The sequence below is a fragment of the Stutzerimonas nosocomialis genome (assembly GCF_005876855.1).
In the GTDB taxonomy this organism is placed as follows: Bacteria; Pseudomonadota; Gammaproteobacteria; order Pseudomonadales; family Pseudomonadaceae; genus Stutzerimonas; species Stutzerimonas nosocomialis.
This window is the reverse complement of record NZ_QLAE01000008.1, coordinates 64,830-82,383: the sequence shown is the minus strand read 5'-3', so window position 1 is coordinate 82,383 and position 17,554 is coordinate 64,830. Positions and strand designations below refer to the sequence as shown.

The window sequence follows — 17,554 nt, the reverse complement described above, 5'->3', positions numbered from 1 at the left end:
GCCCAGGCGCCAGCGAACGCAGCGCCCGACAAGAATGAAAAAGACCCCAAGCCCCTGCGCCTGGCCGGCGAGGCCGCGCAGGGGGACGATGACGGCGCCCGGGCCGCTGCAGCGCACCAGCCCGGATGCGTCACCGCGGCGTCCGGCTCAGCGCCGGTCGCCGCGCAGCAGGCTGACCTGCACCTGCAAGTGCTGGCGACTGGCATCAGCCGCGGCGATCGGAGCGCTGGCGATCAGGTCGATCCTGGACCACACGCGGCGGAAGAACCCCTTGGCCGGGTCGCGACTGAAGAAGCTCCCCCAGAGCCCACGCAGCGCCATCGGCACCACCGGCACCGGGTTCTCGTCGAGGATGCGTTCCACCCCGGCCTTGAACTCGTTGATCTCGCCGTCGGCGGTGAGCTTGCCCTCGGGGAAGATGCATACCACCTCGCCGTCGCGCAGGTAACGGCCGATGCGCTCCAACGCCTGGGTGTAGATCGCCTCGTCCTCGTGACGCGCGGCAATGGGCACCGCGCCCGCGGTGCGGAAGATGAAGTTCAGCACCGGGATGCGGAAGATCTTGTAGTACATGACGAACCGCACCGGCCGCCGCACGGCCCCGGCGATCAGCAGCGCATCGACGTAGGAGACGTGGTTGCAGACCAGCACCACCGGGCCTTCCTCGGGAATCGCCTCGAGCCCCTGCTGGCGCACCCGGTACATCGAGTGGCCGAGCAGCCACACCAGAAAGCGCATGCCGAATTCCGGCACGATGCTGAAGATGTAAGCGCTTACCGCCACGTTCATCAGCGACACCACCAGGAACAGCTGCGGGATGGACAGCTGCACGAGGCTCAGGAAGAAGATCGCGATCAGCGCCGACACCACCATGAACAGTGCATTGAGGATGTTGTTCGCCGCGATCACCCGCGCCCGCTCCTGTTCGGCGGTGCGCGACTGGATCAGGGCGTAGAGCGGCACGATGTAGAAACCGCCGAACACGCCGATGCCGAGCACCGCGGCGAGAATCCACCAGGCCTGGCCGATGCCGAGCAGCGCCAGCCAGTCATGCGGCACGGCACCCTGCGGGAAGTCGCCCGAACTCCACCACAGCAGCAGGCCGAACAGGGTCAGGCCGATGGAGCCGAACGGCACCAGGCCGATTTCCACCTTGTGCCCCGAGAGCCGCTCGCACAGCAGCGAGCCTAGCGCGATGCCCACCGAGAAGACGGTCAGGATCAGCGTGACGACCGTTTCGTCGCCATGCAGCAGGTCCTTGGAATAGGCCGGGATCTGCGTCAGGTAGGTCGCCCCGACGAACCAGAACCAGGAGTTGCCCACCAGCGAGCGCGACACCGACGGCCGCTGGCCCAGCCCCATGCGCAAGATCACCCAGGTCTGGCGAAACAGGTTCCAGTCCAGTCGCAGGCTCGGCAGCGAGGCGCCCGTGGCCGGCACACCGCGGCTGGCCAGATAACCGAACACCGCGACCAGCACCACGCTGCCGGCGACCAGCGCCGCGTAGGACTCGCTGGCCATCATCACCCCGGCGGTGATGGTCCCGGCGAGGATCGCCAGGAAAGTGCCCATCTCCACCAGCGCGTTACCGCCGACCAGCTCATGTTCTTCGAGCAGCTTGGGCAACACCGAATACTTGACCGGACCGAACAACGCCGACTGGGTCCCCATGCAGAACAGCACCACCAGCAGCAGCGGCAGATTGCCCAGCAGGATGCCGAGGCCGCCGGCCAGCATGATCAGGATCTCGCCGGCCTTGATCGCACGGATCAGCCGCTCCTTGGCGTACTTTTCGCCCAGTTGGCCGCCAAGCGCGGAAAACAGGAAGAACGGCAGGATGAACAGCAGCGCGCAAAGGTTGATCAGCAGGCTGGTATCGGCCTGGACGCCGATCCGGTAGAGGATCGCCAGGATCAGCGCCTGCTTGAACAGGTTGTCGTTGAAGGCGCCCGACAGCTGGGTCAGGAAGAACAGCAGGAAACGCCGCTTGCCGAACAGGGCGAACTGCGAATGCTCACGGGTCATCGATCCGGTTCCATGGAAAAGACATCAGTGTTTGGAGCGTGGCGGGCAGCGCCAGGACACATCCGGTCATCACCGACGCTGCGCACTGGGCCGTGGATCACATCGGCAACTGGCCCAGCCACCAGCGCAACAGGAAGAACGCCAGCAAGCCCCCCGCGATGGTCGCCAACAGATTACGGGTCAGCGCGGCGATGGCAATCGCCAGCAGACCGGCGAGCAGGTAGGCGTTGCGCCAGTGCAGCTCGAGTTCGCCGCTGGGCATCAGCATGGCCGGCACCACGATCGCGGTGAGCACGGCCACCGGCACGTAATGCAGCCCCTGCTCCACCACCTTGGGGAAGCGCAGGTTGGGCCAGGCGAAAAAGCTGTAGCGGATCGTGAAGGTGATGGCCAGCATGCCGAGGATCATCAGCCAGGTATTCATGGCGCCACCTGCGGATTCAGGTGAGCGTCCGCGCGGCGCTCCAGCCACACGCCGACCACGATGCCCGCCAGCGCCGCGGCCACCAGCCCCAGCTTGTAAGGCAGTTCCCAGCAGAGCAGCGCCACTGCGCCGGCGACCACGGCCGAGGCGACCTGCGGCCGGGTGCGCATCATCGGCACCGCGATGCCGACGAAGGTCGCGATCATGGCGAAGTCCAGCCCCCAGGCGGCGATGTTCGGCACGGCCTGGCCGAAGGCGATGCCGGCCAGGGTCGACAATTGCCAGTTCAGGTACATGGTCAGCGCCGCCCCGAAAAAGTACCAATGCTTGTGCGCGGCGCTGTCCGGCTCGGCATAGCGCTTCTGCACCACCGCGTAGGCCTCGTCGGTGAGGACGAAGGCCAGCGGCAGCCGCCAGCGCACCGGCAGATGACGGACGAAGGGCTGCAGGGAAGCGCTATAGAGGGCGTGTCGCAGGTTGACGACGAAGGTGGTCAGCAGCACCACCAGCGCACCGGCACCGCCGGTGATCAGGGTCACGGCGATGAACTGGGCAGAGCCGGCGAACACCAGCGCGGACATGCCCATGGCCTGCCAGCTGGAAAGCCCGGCGCCGATCGACAGGGTGCCGAAGATGATGCCGAACGGAATCGCGCCGAGAATCAGCGGCAGGATATCGCGACAGCCGTGGAGAAATTCCTGTGAACGGGACATCGGCAGCTCGTGGACGAGAGAAAGGACGAATCGTTCGCCGCGGCAGAACGCCGCGCCGGCGAGCCGACAACCTTAACCGCTCCAGCGTCGTTTTGCAGCCCGTCCCTCAGCCGGTGCCCGCCTCGAGCCGCGCCTTCACCGCCGGCCATTCGCGGTCGGTGATGCTGTAGAGCACCGTGTCGTCCAGGCGACCGTCGGCCAGGCGCCGATGGTTGCGCAGCAGCCCCTCGCGCTGGGCGCCGAGCTTCTCGATGGCGCGCTGCGAACGCAGGTTGCGCGCCGCCGTCTTGAGCTGCACCCGCACCAGTTGCCATTCCTCGAACGCATGGCGAAGCATCAGGTACTTGATCGAGTTGTTCAGGCCCATGCCGTGCTGTTCGCGGTCGATCCAGGTCCAGCCGATTTCCGCGGCCGGCAGCACCGGCATGAAATCGGCGAAACGGGTCGTGCCGACGATGCGGTCGGCCAGGCGGATGGTGAACACCAGCGCCAGGTCGTCGCGCTGATCGGCCAGCCCGTTGCGATACCAGTCCGGACGCAGCGGGCCGTTGAGGTAGGCGAGTTCGTCGCGATTGTGCTCAGCCAGGCTCACCAGTTCGGAGATGTCCGACTCGACCAGCGGGTCCAGGCGCAACGCGCCCCGCTGCAGAGCGACCGGTTGTGGCTTGAACATGTCTACCTCCTGCCTTCATCCACGGCTCGGGCTTCCTGTGCCGGCTGCCGACGCAGAGCATCGGGACGACTGTCTTCAGATCACCTGCGCGCCGGTTAGTGCCCGGGCGCGAGCATGGGCAGAGCCTGCGCCCAATCGCCACATGCGACCATGGTCGCAGCCATGGGTTGCATGGAATATTTGCTGCGAAACTTTAACCACTTTTCATGCTACAAGCCGCTGCACGCCACCGCGTATCGCAACGGTGCCGCTCGATGTCCTTCTGCCTGGAGTTCGCATGTCGCTGTCCGGTGGGCTGATCGCTCTGGTCGCCCTCATCTATATGGCCGTCCTGTTCGCCATCGCCTTCTATGGCGATCGCCGCCGCGAGCCCATGTCGCCGCGGACCCGCGCACTGGTCTACAGCCTGTCGCTGGCCGTCTATTGCACCAGCTGGACCTTCTTCGGCGCGGTCGGCCAGGCCGCCGAGCAGCTCTGGACTTTCCTGCCCATCTACCTCGGCCCGCTGTTGCTGCTGATCTTCGCGCCGCAGGTGATCCAGAAGATGCTGCTGATCAGCAAGCAGGAGAACATCACCTCGATCGCCGACTTCATCGCCGCCCGCTACGGCAAGTCGCAGCCGCTGGCGGTGGTGGTCACGCTGATCTGCCTGGTCGGCGTGCTCCCCTACATCGCGCTGCAGCTCAAGGGCATCGTGCTGGGCGTGAACCTGCTCAGCGGCGGCAGCGCCGAACGCGTCGACACCCGCGCGCTGGACACCGCGTTGATCGTCTCCCTGGCCCTGGCGCTGTTCACCATCCTGTTCGGCACCCGCAACCTGGATGTCACCGAACACCATCGCGGCATGGTGCTGGCGATCGCCTTCGAATCCCTGGTCAAGCTGCTGGCCTTCATGGCAGTCGGCGCGTTCGTCACCTTCGGCCTCTACGACGGCTTCGGCGACCTGCTGGAGAAGGCCCGCGCCGCGCCGGAACTCAGCGGCTACTGGCAGGAAACGGTCAGCTGGCCCTCGCTGCTGGTGCAGACGATGGTGGCGCTGATGGCCTTCATCTGCCTGCCGCGGCAGTTCCACGTCGCCGTGGTGGAAAACACCGATCCGTCGGATTTCCGCCTGGCGCGCTGGGTATTCCCCTGCTACCTCGCGCTGGCGGCACTGTTCGTGGTGCCGATCGCCCTCGCCGGGCAGATGGGCCTGCCAGCCGGCATCGTGCCGGACTCCTTCGTGATCAGCCTGCCATTGGCGCACGAGAACGGTTGGCTGGCGCTGCTGGCCTTCATCGGCGGCGCCTCGGCGGCCACCGGCATGGTCATCGTGGCCAGCGTCGCGCTGTCGACCATGGTCTCCAACGACATCCTGCTGCCCTGGCTCCTGCGCCGCCAGAACACCGACCGGCCGTTCGAGGCCTTCCGCTACTGGATGCTCACGGTGCGCCGCGTCAGCATCGTGGTGATGCTGCTGCTGGCCTACGTCGCCTATCGGCTGCTGGGCTCCACCGCGAGCCTGGCCACCATCGGCCAGATCGCCTTCGCCGCGATCGTCCAGCTGGCCCCGGCGATGTTCGGTGCGCTGTACTGGAAGCCGGCCAACCAGCGCGGCGTCTTCGCCGGGCTCGCGGCCGGCGCGCTGATCTGGGCCTACACCATGGTGCTGCCGCTGGTGGCACTGCGCCTGGGATGGCCGCTGCACCACTTCCCCGGCCTGGAGTGGCTGCAGAACAACGCCCTGCGCCTGTCCATCAGCCCGCTGACGCAAGGCACGGTGCTCTCCCTGTCGGGCAACGTGGCGCTGTTCTTCTGGGTCTCGATCCTCAGCCGGACGCGGTTCTCCGAGCACTGGCAGGCAAGCCGCTTCATCGGCCAGGAGATCCATACCCAGCCGGGCGGGCGCAGGCTGCTCGCCGTGCAGGTGCAGGACCTGCTGGCGCTGGCCTCGCGCTTCGTCGGCGCCGAGCGGGCGCAGCAGAGCTTCCACCGCTTCGCCTATCGCCAGGGCAACGACTTCGTGCTCAAGCAACCCGCCGACGCCCAGTGGATCGCCCATACCGAGCACCTGCTGGCCGGCGTGCTCGGCGCCTCTTCCACCCGCGCGGTGGTCAAGGCGGCGGTCGAGGGGCGCGAAATGGAAGTCGAGGACGTGGTGCGCATCGTCGGCGAGGCGTCCGAGGTGCTGGAGTTCAACCGCGCGCTGCTGCAGGGCGCGATCGAGAACATCAGCCAGGGCATCAGCGTCGCCGACAAGGCGCTGCGCCTGGTGGCCTGGAACCACCGTTACCTCGAACTGTTCGACTACCCCGAAGGGCTGATCGTGGTGGGCCGGCCGATCGCCGACATCATCCGCTACAACGCCAGCCGGGGCCTGCTCGGCCCGGGCGACATCGAAGAGCACGTCAGCAAGCGCCTCTACTGGATGGAAAAGGGCGCGGCCCACACCTCCGAGCGGCTGTTCCCCAACGGCCGGGTGGTGGAGCTGATCGGCAGCCCCATGCCCGGCGGCGGCTTCGTCATGAGCTTCACCGATATCACCGCCTTCCGCGAAGCCGAACAGGCGCTCAAGGAGGCCAACGAAAGCCTCGAGCAGCGTGTACGCGAGCGCACCCATGAGCTTTCGCAGCTGAACCAGGCGCTGACCGAAGCCAAGAGCAACGCCGAGGCGGCCAACCAGTCGAAGACGCGCTTTCTCGCCGCCGTCAGCCATGACCTGATGCAGCCGCTCAACGCCGCCCGGCTGTTCTCCGCCGCCCTCTCCCACCAGCAGAACGCCCTGCCGGACGAGGCCCAGCAGCTGGTGCGCCACCTCGACAGCTCGCTGCGTTCGGCCGAAGACCTGATCACCGACCTGCTGGACATCTCGCGCCTGGAAAGCGGCCGGATCACCCCCGAGCGCAACCCCTTCCCGCTCGCCAAGCTGTTCGACACCCTGGGCGCGGAATTCACCGCACTGGCCCAGGAGCAGAACGTCGACTTCCGCTTCCACGGCAGCCGGCTGCGGGTGGAAAGCGACATCAAACTGCTGCGCCGGATACTGCAGAACTTCCTCACCAACGCCTTCCGCTACGCCAACGGCCGGGTCCTGCTCGGCGTGCGTCGCACGGGCAATGCGCTGCGCCTGGAAGTCTGGGACAGCGGCCCGGGCATCCCGGAAGACAAGCGCAGCGAAATCTTCGAGGAGTTCAAGCGCCTGGACAGCCATCAGACCCGCGCCGAGAAAGGGCTGGGACTGGGGCTGGCGATCGCCGACGGCCTCTGCCGGGTGCTCGGCCACAGCCTGGAGGTCCGCTCCTGGCCGGGCAAGGGCAGCGTCTTCAGCGTGACCGTGCCGGTCGCCCGCAACCCGACCCTGACCAAGCCCAATGGCGGCCTCGACACGATGCACGAAGCGCTGACCGGCACCCAGGTGCTGTGCATCGACAACGAAGACAGCATCCTCACCGGCATGCACAGCCTGCTGTCACGCTGGGGCTGTCAGGTCTGGACCGCGCGCAACCGGCTCGAATGCGAGCATCTGCTGGACGACGACGTGCGGCCGCAGCTGGCGCTGGTGGACTACCACCTGGACGAAGGGGAAACCGGCACGGAGCTGATGGCCTGGCTGCGCACACGCCTGGGCGAGCCGGTGCCGGGCGTGGTGATCAGTGCCGACGGCCGGCCCGAGCTGATCGCCGCGGTGCACGCCGCGGGGCTTGAATTCCTCGCCAAGCCCGTCAAGCCGGCCGCGCTACGCGCCCTGATGAGCCGTCACCTGACCCTGTCGTGAGCTAGGGCTCGCTGGAGTCCACCGGCGCCTCGGCCCCGGCGCGCTCCAGCCAGTCCGACGGCAGGCGCTTGCTGGCGCGGGCGCCGAGCAGCTTGAGCTGTTCGGCCCGACCGACCAGGTTGCCGCGGCCATCGGTGAGCTTGTTGCGCGCGGCGAGGTAGGCCTTGTCGAGTTGCTGCAGGCGCCCGCCGATCTCGTCCAGATCCTGGATGAACGCCGCGAACTTGTCGTACAGCGCACCGGCCTTTTCGGCGATCTCGCGGGCGTTCTGGCTTTGCCGCTCCTGCCGCCAGAGGCTGTCGATCACCCGCAGCGTGGCCAGCAGCGTGGTCGGGCTGACGATCACCACATGGCGCGCATAGGCTTCCTGGAACAGCTGCGGATCGGCTTGCAGGGCCGCCGCGAAGGCCGCCTCGATGGGCACGAACATCAGCACGAAATCCAGGCTCTGCAGGCCTTCCAGACGCTGGTAATCCTTCAGCGAGAGGCCCTTGAGATGACTGCGCAAGGAGAGCACGTGCTGCTTGAGCGCCAGCGTCCGGTCGCCATCGGACTCGGCACAGGTGGACGCCTGATAGGCGGTGAGGCTGACCTTGGCATCGACCACCACCTGCTTCTCGCCGGGAAGATGGATCAGCACGTCCGGCTGGAAGCGCTGCCCGTCGGGGCTCTGCAGGCTGACCTGGGTGTGGTATTCGCGGCCTTTCTCGAGCCCGGCATGTTCGAGCACACGCTCGAGGATCAGCTCGCCCCAGTTGCCCTGGGTCTTCTGGCCCTGCAGCGCGCGGGTGAGATTGGTGGCCTCGTCACCGAGGCGCTGGTTGAGCTGCTGCAGCCGCTCCAGCTCCTTGGCCAGGGAGAAGCGCTCGCGCGCCTCGCTCTGGTAGCTTTCGTCGACCCGTTTCTCGAACGCCTGGATGCGCTCCTTGAGAGGGTCGAGCAGCTGGCCGAGGCGCTCCTGGCTGGATTCGGCGAAACGCTGCTCGCGCTCGTCGAAGATACGCCCGGCCAGCTCGGCAAACTGCGCGCGCAGGTCGTCGCGGGCGGCCTGCAGATCCTGCAGGCGTTGCTGGTGAGCGTTCTGCTGTTCCTTCAGCTCGGCGGCCACCGCCGCGTGAGCGGCCCCGAGGTCGCGCAATTCGACCTGCTGCCGGCTGCGCTCGGCCTCCAGGGCTCGCAGGCTTTCGCGCGCCTCCTGACGCTGCTGCTGCAGCAGTTCGGCTTCGCGGCGCAGCGCGGCCAGTTCGGCCTGCTGCGCGGCCTTGATCTCGTTGACTTCTTCCTGCTCGAGGCGGCTGGATTCCAGCTGTGCGCTGAGCCCTTCCTGGGCGAGCTGCGCCTGGGCCAGTCGTTCCTCGAGCAATGCCTGCCCGCTGCGCAGACTGGCGAGGCGGCGCGCCAGCACCCAGGCGAATCCACCCAGCACTGCGCACAGGGCGCCGAGGCCGGCGGCTAGAAACAGCGGATCGAATGACATGGGCAACTCCCGCGCGTTAGCCCGGCAGTATACCCAGCAGGCGCAAGGGGGTCAGGCGCCGGGCTTGAGGCGGTTGAGCAGAACCCGCGCTTCACTGGAACCCTGCGCGGCGGCCAGCTCCAGCCAGTGACGCGCCTGCGCCGGCTCGTGGTGCCGGGGTTGGGCATAGAGCTGGCCCAGTTCGAACTGGGCCTGGCGATCGCCGGCACGCGCGGCCTGGCGAAGCAGCTCGAAACCGATGCGCCGATCGCGCTTGCTGTCGCACTCGCGGCACAGCAGACGCCCCAGGCGGCTCTGCGCCTCGACCACGCCTTCGCGGGCAGGCTGCTTGAGCAACCGGCCGGCGATGCGCTTGACACTGTCGGTCTGCCCCAGGCGCTGGCTGTCGAGCAGCCACATCGCCATGCGCAGGCGTGGCGAGGTGGATTCCGAAGCGGCGTTGGACGAAGCGGCGGAGCTGAAGGAACGCGTTCTCATGGAAGTCGAGTAGGCGGCTGGCTGAACAGGGCACGCACTCTACTCCTTTTTTTCAGGAGTAAAAGACTTGTCAAACGGCCCGAAACGCGATCCACATCACACCCATTTTTAATCCACAGAACCTGTGGATAACTCTGTGGGCAAACCGGTGGCAACTGCCGCCATCCCCGATGCAACGGGGCCCCCAGACAATCTGGCGCTTTTTTCACCAGCCTTAAAAGTCCTTATTTTTCAATAATTTATATAAAATTCTAATAACGCCTGGTGCTTGCGTCAGTTTGTCATATGCGCTTGACAGGGCTTTTCGTAAATGTGCACAAGTCGAGGGCATTGGCTGCGAGCGCCCGTTCTAGCGGGCTCCGGCGTTTCCGACGAACGGCAAGCAGGGAACTTTGCGGGGTTGCGAATGTCCTCCGTGCCCGAAATCCGTGCATGTCGCCAACCGGCGAACGCCTGCTTATGCTGTCGTCTTTGTCTCCACGGAGCAGCAATGACTCGGCGGCGTCGCATCCTGGTTTCCCTGCTCGGACTGCTGATCGCGCTCACCCTCGCAGCCGGATGGTTCGGGTGGAGCCAATGGCAGTTGCTCAAGCAGCGGAACGGCATCGAACACCTGGACTGGCGCGGCCTTTCCCTTTCCTTGAGCGGTCTGCGGCTGGATGCGTTGGACATTCGCCAGCGCGGCGAAAACGGCGCGCTGATCGAGGCCCGCCTGCAGGGTATCGAGCTGCGCATGGACCACTGGCGCTCCCCCCTTCCGATTCGCTCGCTGACGGTATCCGAGCTGTCCCTCGCCTGGCAGCCCGGCAGCGAGGCCGAACCGGCCGACGATGATCCCCTGATGCTGCCGGACCGCGAACAGCTGCGGTCGATTGCCGCATGGCTGCCCGAGCGCGGCCGTGTCGAGCGCCTGACGGTCACCCTGCCCTGCGCCGAACGACAGCCCTGCTCCGAGACCGGCACGCTGCAATGGCACCGACAGGAGACGCAGCTGGTCGCCGATCTCGGCCTCCAACGCGATGCCCACCGCGTCGCCCTGGCCGCACAGATGAGCGAACAGCCGGACGGCTATGCGCTGGACCTGCAACTGGCGCTGGACGAACAACCCCGGCTCACGGCCACCAACAGGCTTGCCCGGCTCGACGATGACCTGCGCTGGACCGGCACCCTGGCCATGTCCGAACTGCCCGAGGCCGCCTGGCTGCTGTCCTGGCTGGAGCGCTGGACGGCAAGCGCGGCGATCGAGCTGCCTGCCACGCCGGGGGAAATGCGGCTCGGCGCCGGCTGGGCGCTGCATCCCAGGTCGCAAGGCGAACTTCCCACCGAGCCAAGCGCCTGGAGCGGCGACCTCAGCCTCGCCGCCACGCTGCCCGCCGCCTGGCCGATCGTCGGCGTCGGCCAGGTGCAGGGCCGGCTGGAGCTCGCCGCCAGCGGCACTGACGGCCAGTGGGCACCCACCTCGCTCTCCGCCGACCTCACTCTGGCCCCTGAAGCTTCGCTTTTGGAGGCCCTGCCGCCCGAGCTGCGCAGCAATCGCCTGCGACTCACGGCCGAACCGCTGCCCGACGAGCAGGCGGAGGATCGGCTGCCCGTCGCCATCAGGCTCGTCGCCGAGGGGCCGCTGGCCGGCGAACTCGACGCCCGGCTGCGCTTCTCGGCGCGGGCGCCTTATCGCACGGACATCAGCCAGGGCAGACTGCGCCTGAAGGCCAAGGCCCTGGCGCTGCCGCCCGCCACGCTCACGGGCCTCACCGCCGACCTGCGCCTGAGCGGGCAGGCCAGCAGCGAGCAGCTCGCCCTGACTCTGGGCAAGACGTCCACCCTCGCGGCGCAACGGGTCCACCTCGCCGCGGACAGCCCGGTCAGCCTGTCCGGCGTGCTGGCGGACCTGTCCGGGCTGGCGATTCAAGCCCGCTTCCCCGCCGAGGGCACCCTGCACGCGCAGGCGAAAGGCCCGGCGCACCTGCAGGCCAAGGAGCTGCAACAGGCGCAGCTACGCCCCCAGGGCTGGCGCTGGCAAGCGACCCTCGATGCGGACCAGACGCGACTGCTGCTGGACGGACCGCTCTCCAATGACAGCGGCCTCGCGCTCGTCACCAGCCTGCGCAACCCCTGGAACGGGCCGCTGACCCTCAACGCCAGGCTTCAGGACCTGTTCTTCCGCGCCAGCAACCCGCTGGCGTCGACCTTCAGCGACTGGCCCGCGCTGCTGGAGCTGAACAGCGGACGCCTGCAGGGCGATCTCTCGCTGACCGTGCCCCCTGACGCCGCCCCGCTGCAGGCCAACGCCCGGATAACCGCCGGCGGACTGGCCGGCATCTACGACCGCACCGAACTGACCGGCCTCGACGCGCGCCTGGAACTGGCGCTGGCCGCCAATCGGCTGCGTGTGGATGTCGCCCCGCTGCAGCTGGAACAGGCCAATCCGGGCATCGCCTTCGGTCCGCTGCAGGCACAGGGTCGCTACGAGGCGAGCCTCGATAATCCGACCGCCGGTACGCTCAGCTGGCAGCAGGCCCAGGGCCGGGTCCTCGGCGGCACGGTATCCCTCAGCCCCGGCCGCCTGGATCTGGCGGCGCCGCAACAGAAGGTCGATGTCGCCATCGAGGGGCTGCAACTGTCGCAGCTGTTCATCGCCTACCCCGCCGAGGGGCTGCAGGGCAGCGGACTGGTGGATGGGGGATTCGAAGTGCACCGCAGCGGCGAGGGCCTGCGCATCGAGGGCGGCAAACTGGCGGCACGCGAACCTGGGGGCGTCCTGCAGTTCCGCTCGCCGCAGATCCAGGCGCTCGGCCGTTCCAACCCGGCCATGGGGCTGGTGACCGAGGCGCTGGATGATTTCCACTACTCAGTCCTGGACAGCGACGTTCGTTATGATGAGCGCGGCAAGCTGCAGCTGGGCTTGCGCCTGCAGGGGCGCAACCCCGCCCTGGAGGGTGGACGGCCGATCAACTTCAGCATCAATCTGGAAGAAGACATCCCCGCCCTCCTGACCAGCCTGCAACTGTCCGACCGAGTGAGCGAAACCATCCAGCAGCGTGTGCAGGAGCGTCTGCAACGCGGCAATGCACCGACAACGACACCCTGATACAGGAGACACCGCATGCGGTTGCGCCAACCTCTGACCATCCTGCTGCTGGCCTTGCTGGCCAGCGCCTGTACCCCCAGGGTGGAACTGGCCGTGCCCAACGAGCCGATCAACATCAACCTGAACGTGAAGATCGAGCACGAAATCTATATCCGTGTGGACAAGGCTCTGGACTCGATCATCAACGAAAACAGCGGACTATTCTGAGGCCCCCGATGAAAACCACCGTAAAACTGGGAACCCTGCTGCTAGCCCTGTGCCTGAGCCTGCCCGCGGCAGCCTTGAGTCTCAACGAAGCGATGTCGGCCCTGGGCGAGGCGAAAGCCGCCGGCCGGCTCGGCGAAAAGCCCGACGGCTACCTGGGCGTGGTCAAGCCCGGCGGCCAGGCCGAAGAGATCGCCGCACAGATCAACCAGGCCCGCCGCGCCGAGTATCACCGTGTCGCGCAAAAGAACGGCATCAGCCTGAGCGACGTCGAAGCCATCGCCGGCAAGAAAGCCATCGAAAGGACCCCACCCGGCCAGATCATCCAGCTCAACGGCACCTGGATTCAGAAATAATTGCACGCGCCCGCAGCGCATCGACCGACGAGAAAGCCCCGCCCTTGAGCGGGGCTTTCCTTTTCAGCCCCGCCAACCGGGGCCTCCAGATAAAAGGGCCCAGCACCGGTAACGCAACGGAAACAAATGAGGTCTACAATTTCGAATCAGTGATCACGCCCAAAAACCCAACAACAACGATGGCGAGGGACTGTCATGGAAAACGTCGAGATCAAGAACTGGCTGCTCGGCGCCTGCGCCAATCGCAGCGACGAGGCTGGCGTCATGTTGCGCACCGCTCACGAAACCATCGAGCGGCTCGAGCGACAACTCGAAGAAGGCCGCTGCGCCATCGCCGAAGCGCAGCAGAACCAGATCCGGATCCAGGAGCTCGAACAGACGCTCTGGGACATCCTCATCACCGCCTCCGGTCTCGCCGGCGAAGACCCGACCAGCCGCGACGCGCTGAGCTCCATACGCAGCGACATCCACTCGATGCTCTCCGCGCCTGAATGACCGGCCGCTAGAGCGATACCTCGCCGAACGCACCACTTTGATAGTCGCGAATCGCCTGGCTGATTTCTTCGCGGCTGTTCATCACGAAGGGGCCATGGGCCACCACCGGCTCTCCGATCGGCTCGGCGTGCCCGTAGAGCAGTACCGCCTCGCTATCGGCCTGCACGCGAACGCCCTCGCCCTGGTCGTCCAGCCGGACCAGATGATGGGGCTCGCAGGCCACGCCTGCGACCTGCATCGCCCCGCGCACCCCATAGCAAAACACCGAACGCCCCACCGGGGCCGGCAGGATCAGGCTACCGCCAGCCTGCATCTCCACCGTCATCATCGCGACACCGGTCAACGACTCGATCGGGCCGGTGCGCCCGTCGAACTCACCGGACACCAGGTTGACCCGCACGCGTCCCTCATCGAGGGCAATGACCGGAATCTCGTCACGGGTCAGCCCGCGATAGGCCGGCCTGGTCATCTTCAGCCGGGACGGCAGATTCACCCACAGCTGCAGGATTTCCAGCGGCCCACCGCTGCGTTTGAACGACTCCGGCGACACTTCGGCATGAACCAGCCCGGACCCGGCGGTCATCCATTGCACCCCGCCGGCGCCGATGACGCTCTCGTGACCACCACTGTCCAGATGCGCCAGCTCGCCCGCGAGCATGAAGGTCACCGTCTCGAACCCGCGATGAGGGTGCGGACCGAAGGGCAAGCCGCGATTGCCCGGCGCATAACGCTGCGGGCCGTGATGGTTGAGAAACAGGAAGGGATCGAGCTGATCGATGCCCGGCCCCGGCAGCGGCCGGCGCGTCACCAGCTCGCCGATATCGTCACGGTAGGCCGGGTATTGGCGGATAACGGAACGCAAGGTCATGGCTTTCCCCTGGTCGGGTCGCAGGGCTGGAACCGGGCGCCGTACTGAATCCATACCCGTGATCCGTGCTCAAAGCTTCAGGCACACCGGCATACGGAGACAGGCATGAGCGCCGATTTCAATCTGCAACGCTTCGTGAAGGCTCAAGAGGCGGACTATGCCCGCGCACTGTCGGAACTGCGCGCCGGCCGCAAACAGAGCCATTGGATGTGGTACATCTTTCCACAACTCGCCGGCCTTGGCCGCAGCGAAATGGCACGCCGCTACGCGCTGTCGGGGCGGGAAGAAGCCCTCGCCTACCTCGAGCACCCCCTGCTGGGCGCCAGGCTGGAGGAATGCACCCTCGCCCTGCTGTCACACGACACCCTCACCGCACACCAGATCCTGGGCTCCCCCGACGACCTCAAGCTGCACTCCTGCATGACCCTGTTCGCCCGTGTCGCCCCGGAAAACCCCTTGTTTCAGCAAGCGCTGGACCGCTACTTCGCAGGCAAGCCGGACGAGGCGAGCCTCAGGCTGCTGGGTGGCGGAGCCCGGTAGTGCGCCGTAACGAGAAAAAGCCCCTGACGCCGCCTGCCTGTCAGGCATCGCGTGCCGACGCGTCTGCCAGCACGGGCTCCGTCTGACTCAGCGCGAGGTACAGCGCCTGCTCCGGACTGTGCTCCTCGAGGCGCCGACGGATCTGCTCCACGGTCATCGGACGGTCGAGCAGGAAGCCCTGCAGGGTGTCGCAGCCGAGTTCGGTGAGAAAGCGCTGCTGCTCGACGGTCTCCACGCCCTCGGCGACGATCGACAGGTCGAGCGCCTTGGCCAGGGCGACGATGGCCGAGACGATCACCGAGTCCTCGCTGCCCAGGCTCAGCTCGCGGACGAACGCCCTGTCCACCTTCAGTTCGGTGGCCGGCAGTCGCTTGAGGTAGAGCAGGCTGGAATAGCCGGTGCCGAAGTCGTCGATCGAGGCGCGCACGCCGAGGCCGGCCAGCTTGTTCAGGGTGTCGATGGTGGTTTCCGGGTTGCGCATGGCCACCGTCTCGGTGATCTCGACGGTCAGCATCTGCGGCGCTATGCCGTGCCGAGCGATCGCCCGGGTGATCACCTCGGCCAGGTCGGCCTGCTCGAACTGGATCGCCGACAGGTTCACCGCCATGGTCCAGGTGGTGAAACCCTGATCGTGCCATTCGCGCAGCTGCCGGCACGCCTCGTCGAGCACCCAGTTGCCCATCGGCACGATCAACCCGGTCTTCTCGGCCAACGCCAGGAACATGTCCGGGTAGAGCAACCCGCGCTGCGGGTGCTGCCAGCGAAGCAGGGCCTCGAAGCCCCGCACCGGGCCGTTGGGCGCCTGGAACTTGGGCTGGTAATGCAGACGCAGCTCCTCACGCTGGATCGACAGCCGCAGGTCCTGCAGCAGTTGCAGGTGCTCGGCGGCATTGGCGTTCATCGAGGCCTCGAAGAAGCTGTAGCCGTTCCGCCCGGCATTCTTGGTGTGGTACATGGCCGCGTCGGCGTGCAGCATCAGATCGCGGGCGTCCAGGCCGTCGTCCGGATACACCGCGATACCGATGCTGACGCTGACCCGCAATTCGTAGCGCGAGACCTGGAACGGCTGCTCGATGCATCGCACCAGCTTGTCGGCCAGGGCGGCGGCATCGTCCGGGCCGGTGATCTCCACCAGCAGGACGAACTCGTCGCCGCCCAGGCGGGCCAGCGTGTCCTGGGCGCGGATGTCGCTGCGGATGCGCTCGGCCACCTGCACCAGCAACTGATCGCCGATGTGGTGACCGAAGGCATCGTTCACCGCCTTGAAGCCGTCCAGGTCGAGGAACATCAACGCGAAAGCGCCCTGCTCGCGCTGCGCGGCCTTCAGCGCCTGACTCAGGCGATCCTCCAACAGCAGGCGGTTGGGCAGCTTGGTCAGGTTGTCGTGCAGCGCCAGCTGGATCAGCTCGCTGTTGGCCTTCTCCAGTGAGCTCGCCAGCGTCGAGGTACGCGACTGGAGGCGGGCATCGAGCACCGACACCACCAGGGTGATGCCCAGCACCGCCATGGTCACCACGATCACCAGCAGCGCCAGCCAATGGGTGTCCACCCCGACGCCCGCCGCGCCGCACCAGCTGTCGTCCGGAAAGCTCGCCGCGGCCATGCCGGTGTAATGCATGCCGACGATCGCCAGGCCCATGACCATCGCCGCGGCGATGCGCCAGAGGCGTACCCGGGTGGTGCCGCCGCGCAGGCGGAACGCCAGCCACAGCGCGGCGGCCGAGGCCGCGACCGCCACCAGCACCGAAGCGACGAACCAGGCACGGTCATAGATGATGCCCGGCTGCATGCGCAGGGCGGCCATGCCGCTGTAGTGCATCGCGGCGATGCCACCACCGATCAGCAGCGCCCCGAGGGCCAGCCGCCCCCAGGGCAGTGCAGGCTGGCAGACCAGCCAGAGCGCGAGCATCGAGGAAGCGATGGCGATCAGCAGCGAGCCGACAGTGATGCCCAGGTCGTAACCCAGCGGGATCGGCAGGCTGAAGGCGAGCATGCCGATGAAGTGCATCGACCAGATGCCCAGGCCCATGGAGAAGGCCCCGCCGACGAGCCACAGGCGAGCGGCGCGCCCCGACGTCGAAGTGACCCGCGCGGCCATGTCCAGCGCCGTGTAGGCCGCCAGCGCGGCCACCACGAAAGAAAAGAACACCAGAACGAGGTTGTAGCTGCCGGGAAGCATGGGTCGACCTGTAATGCGAAGAACGGAATCCGGAAAGGATCAGGACGCCACAGGTGACCCGCGATGACGGGCAGCAGCGTAGTGCTCAAAAAACAGGCATTTTGCCATTACCACAACCAAAGGACCACTGTAAGCGACTCCGTTCACGCTATCGGCTCGATAGCGGCATTTATTAGCCCCACAACCAAAGCACCGCCGCGACAGGTTGCCTGCAGCGGTCGTCGGACGTCATCGAGCGGCCGACACCTGGCGGGCGATCCCTCCATCCACCGCAATCAGAC

14 protein-coding genes are annotated in these 17,554 nt (G+C 66.8%); 6 read left to right on the top strand and 8 right to left on the bottom strand.

Translation table 11 applies throughout. From position 1 onward, the window contains the following. Nucleotides 1-147 precede the first annotated feature (147 nt). From DN824_RS07100 to DN824_RS07085, 4 genes are all read right to left on the bottom strand, one after another. On the bottom strand, nucleotides 148-2,025 hold the full coding sequence (locus tag DN824_RS07100; protein ID WP_138407650.1) for an MFS transporter: 1,878 nt from the start codon (nucleotides 2,023-2,025) through the stop codon (nucleotides 148-150). A 97-nt stretch (nucleotides 2,026-2,122) separates the two neighbouring features. Further along, nucleotides 2,123-2,449 carry an AzlD domain-containing protein gene (locus DN824_RS07095; protein WP_138407649.1) on the bottom strand — a complete coding sequence of 109 codons (327 nt, stop codon included), beginning with the start codon at nucleotides 2,447-2,449 and terminating at the stop codon, nucleotides 2,123-2,125. Continuing rightward, complete coding sequence (locus tag DN824_RS07090; protein ID WP_138407648.1) at nucleotides 2,446-3,162, bottom strand: AzlC family ABC transporter permease; 717 nt, start codon at nucleotides 3,160-3,162, stop codon at nucleotides 2,446-2,448. Before DN824_RS07090 ends, DN824_RS07095 begins: the two co-directional genes overlap by 4 nt. Nucleotides 3,163-3,268: 106 nt before the next feature. Further along, on the bottom strand, nucleotides 3,269-3,835 hold the full coding sequence (locus tag DN824_RS07085; RefSeq protein ID WP_138407647.1) for a GNAT family N-acetyltransferase: 567 nt from the start codon (nucleotides 3,833-3,835) through the stop codon (nucleotides 3,269-3,271). 277 nt (nucleotides 3,836-4,112) lie between these two features. Here DN824_RS07085 and DN824_RS07080 point away from each other — a divergent pair, with 277 nt between their 5' ends. After that, on the top strand, nucleotides 4,113-7,589 hold the full coding sequence (locus DN824_RS07080; protein WP_138407646.1) for a hybrid sensor histidine kinase/response regulator: 3,477 nt from the start codon (nucleotides 4,113-4,115) through the stop codon (nucleotides 7,587-7,589). Nucleotide 7,590: 1 nt separating this feature from the next. Here DN824_RS07080 and DN824_RS07075 read toward each other — a convergent pair whose 3' ends face one another. Further along, complete coding sequence (locus DN824_RS07075; RefSeq protein WP_138407645.1) at nucleotides 7,591-9,066, bottom strand: DNA recombination protein RmuC; 1,476 nt, start codon at nucleotides 9,064-9,066, stop codon at nucleotides 7,591-7,593. A 51-nt stretch (nucleotides 9,067-9,117) separates the two neighbouring features. Then, nucleotides 9,118-9,471, bottom strand: coding sequence for a tetratricopeptide repeat protein (locus DN824_RS07070; protein WP_138407720.1), 354 nt, complete (start codon nucleotides 9,469-9,471; stop codon nucleotides 9,118-9,120). 562 nt (nucleotides 9,472-10,033) lie between these two features. Between DN824_RS07070 and DN824_RS07065 the strand changes: the two genes are divergently transcribed. From DN824_RS07065 to DN824_RS07050, 4 genes are all read left to right on the top strand, one after another. Continuing rightward, a complete protein-coding gene (locus DN824_RS07065) occupies nucleotides 10,034-12,631 on the top strand; it encodes an intermembrane phospholipid transport YdbH family protein (RefSeq protein WP_158295371.1) in 2,598 nt (865 codons plus the stop codon). A gap of 15 nt (nucleotides 12,632-12,646) precedes the next feature. Beyond that, the gene (locus DN824_RS07060; RefSeq protein ID WP_138407643.1) at nucleotides 12,647-12,838 is read left to right on the top strand and encodes a YnbE family lipoprotein; all 192 of its coding nucleotides are present in this window, start codon (nucleotides 12,647-12,649) and stop codon (nucleotides 12,836-12,838) included. A gap of 8 nt (nucleotides 12,839-12,846) precedes the next feature. After that, on the top strand, nucleotides 12,847-13,191 hold the full coding sequence (locus DN824_RS07055; protein ID WP_138407642.1) for a YdbL family probable chaperone protein: 345 nt from the start codon (nucleotides 12,847-12,849) through the stop codon (nucleotides 13,189-13,191). Nucleotides 13,192-13,386: 195 nt separating this feature from the next. Beyond that, nucleotides 13,387-13,686 (top strand): hypothetical protein, encoded by a 300-nt coding sequence (locus DN824_RS07050; protein ID WP_138407641.1) that lies wholly within the window; start codon nucleotides 13,387-13,389, stop codon nucleotides 13,684-13,686. A gap of 7 nt (nucleotides 13,687-13,693) precedes the next feature. Here DN824_RS07050 and DN824_RS07045 read toward each other — a convergent pair whose 3' ends face one another. Further along, nucleotides 13,694-14,554 carry a pirin family protein gene (locus DN824_RS07045; RefSeq protein ID WP_138407640.1) on the bottom strand — a complete coding sequence of 287 codons (861 nt, stop codon included), beginning with the start codon at nucleotides 14,552-14,554 and terminating at the stop codon, nucleotides 13,694-13,696. A 105-nt stretch (nucleotides 14,555-14,659) separates the two neighbouring features. Between DN824_RS07045 and DN824_RS07040 the strand changes: the two genes are divergently transcribed. Continuing rightward, nucleotides 14,660-15,094, top strand: a complete 435-nt coding sequence (locus DN824_RS07040) for a DUF1810 domain-containing protein (protein WP_138407639.1) — start codon at nucleotides 14,660-14,662, stop codon at nucleotides 15,092-15,094. A 40-nt stretch (nucleotides 15,095-15,134) separates the two neighbouring features. Here DN824_RS07040 and DN824_RS07035 read toward each other — a convergent pair whose 3' ends face one another. Further along, a complete protein-coding gene (locus DN824_RS07035; protein ID WP_138407638.1) occupies nucleotides 15,135-17,273 on the bottom strand; it encodes a putative bifunctional diguanylate cyclase/phosphodiesterase in 2,139 nt (712 codons plus the stop codon). Nucleotides 17,274-17,554: the final 281 nt, after the last annotated feature.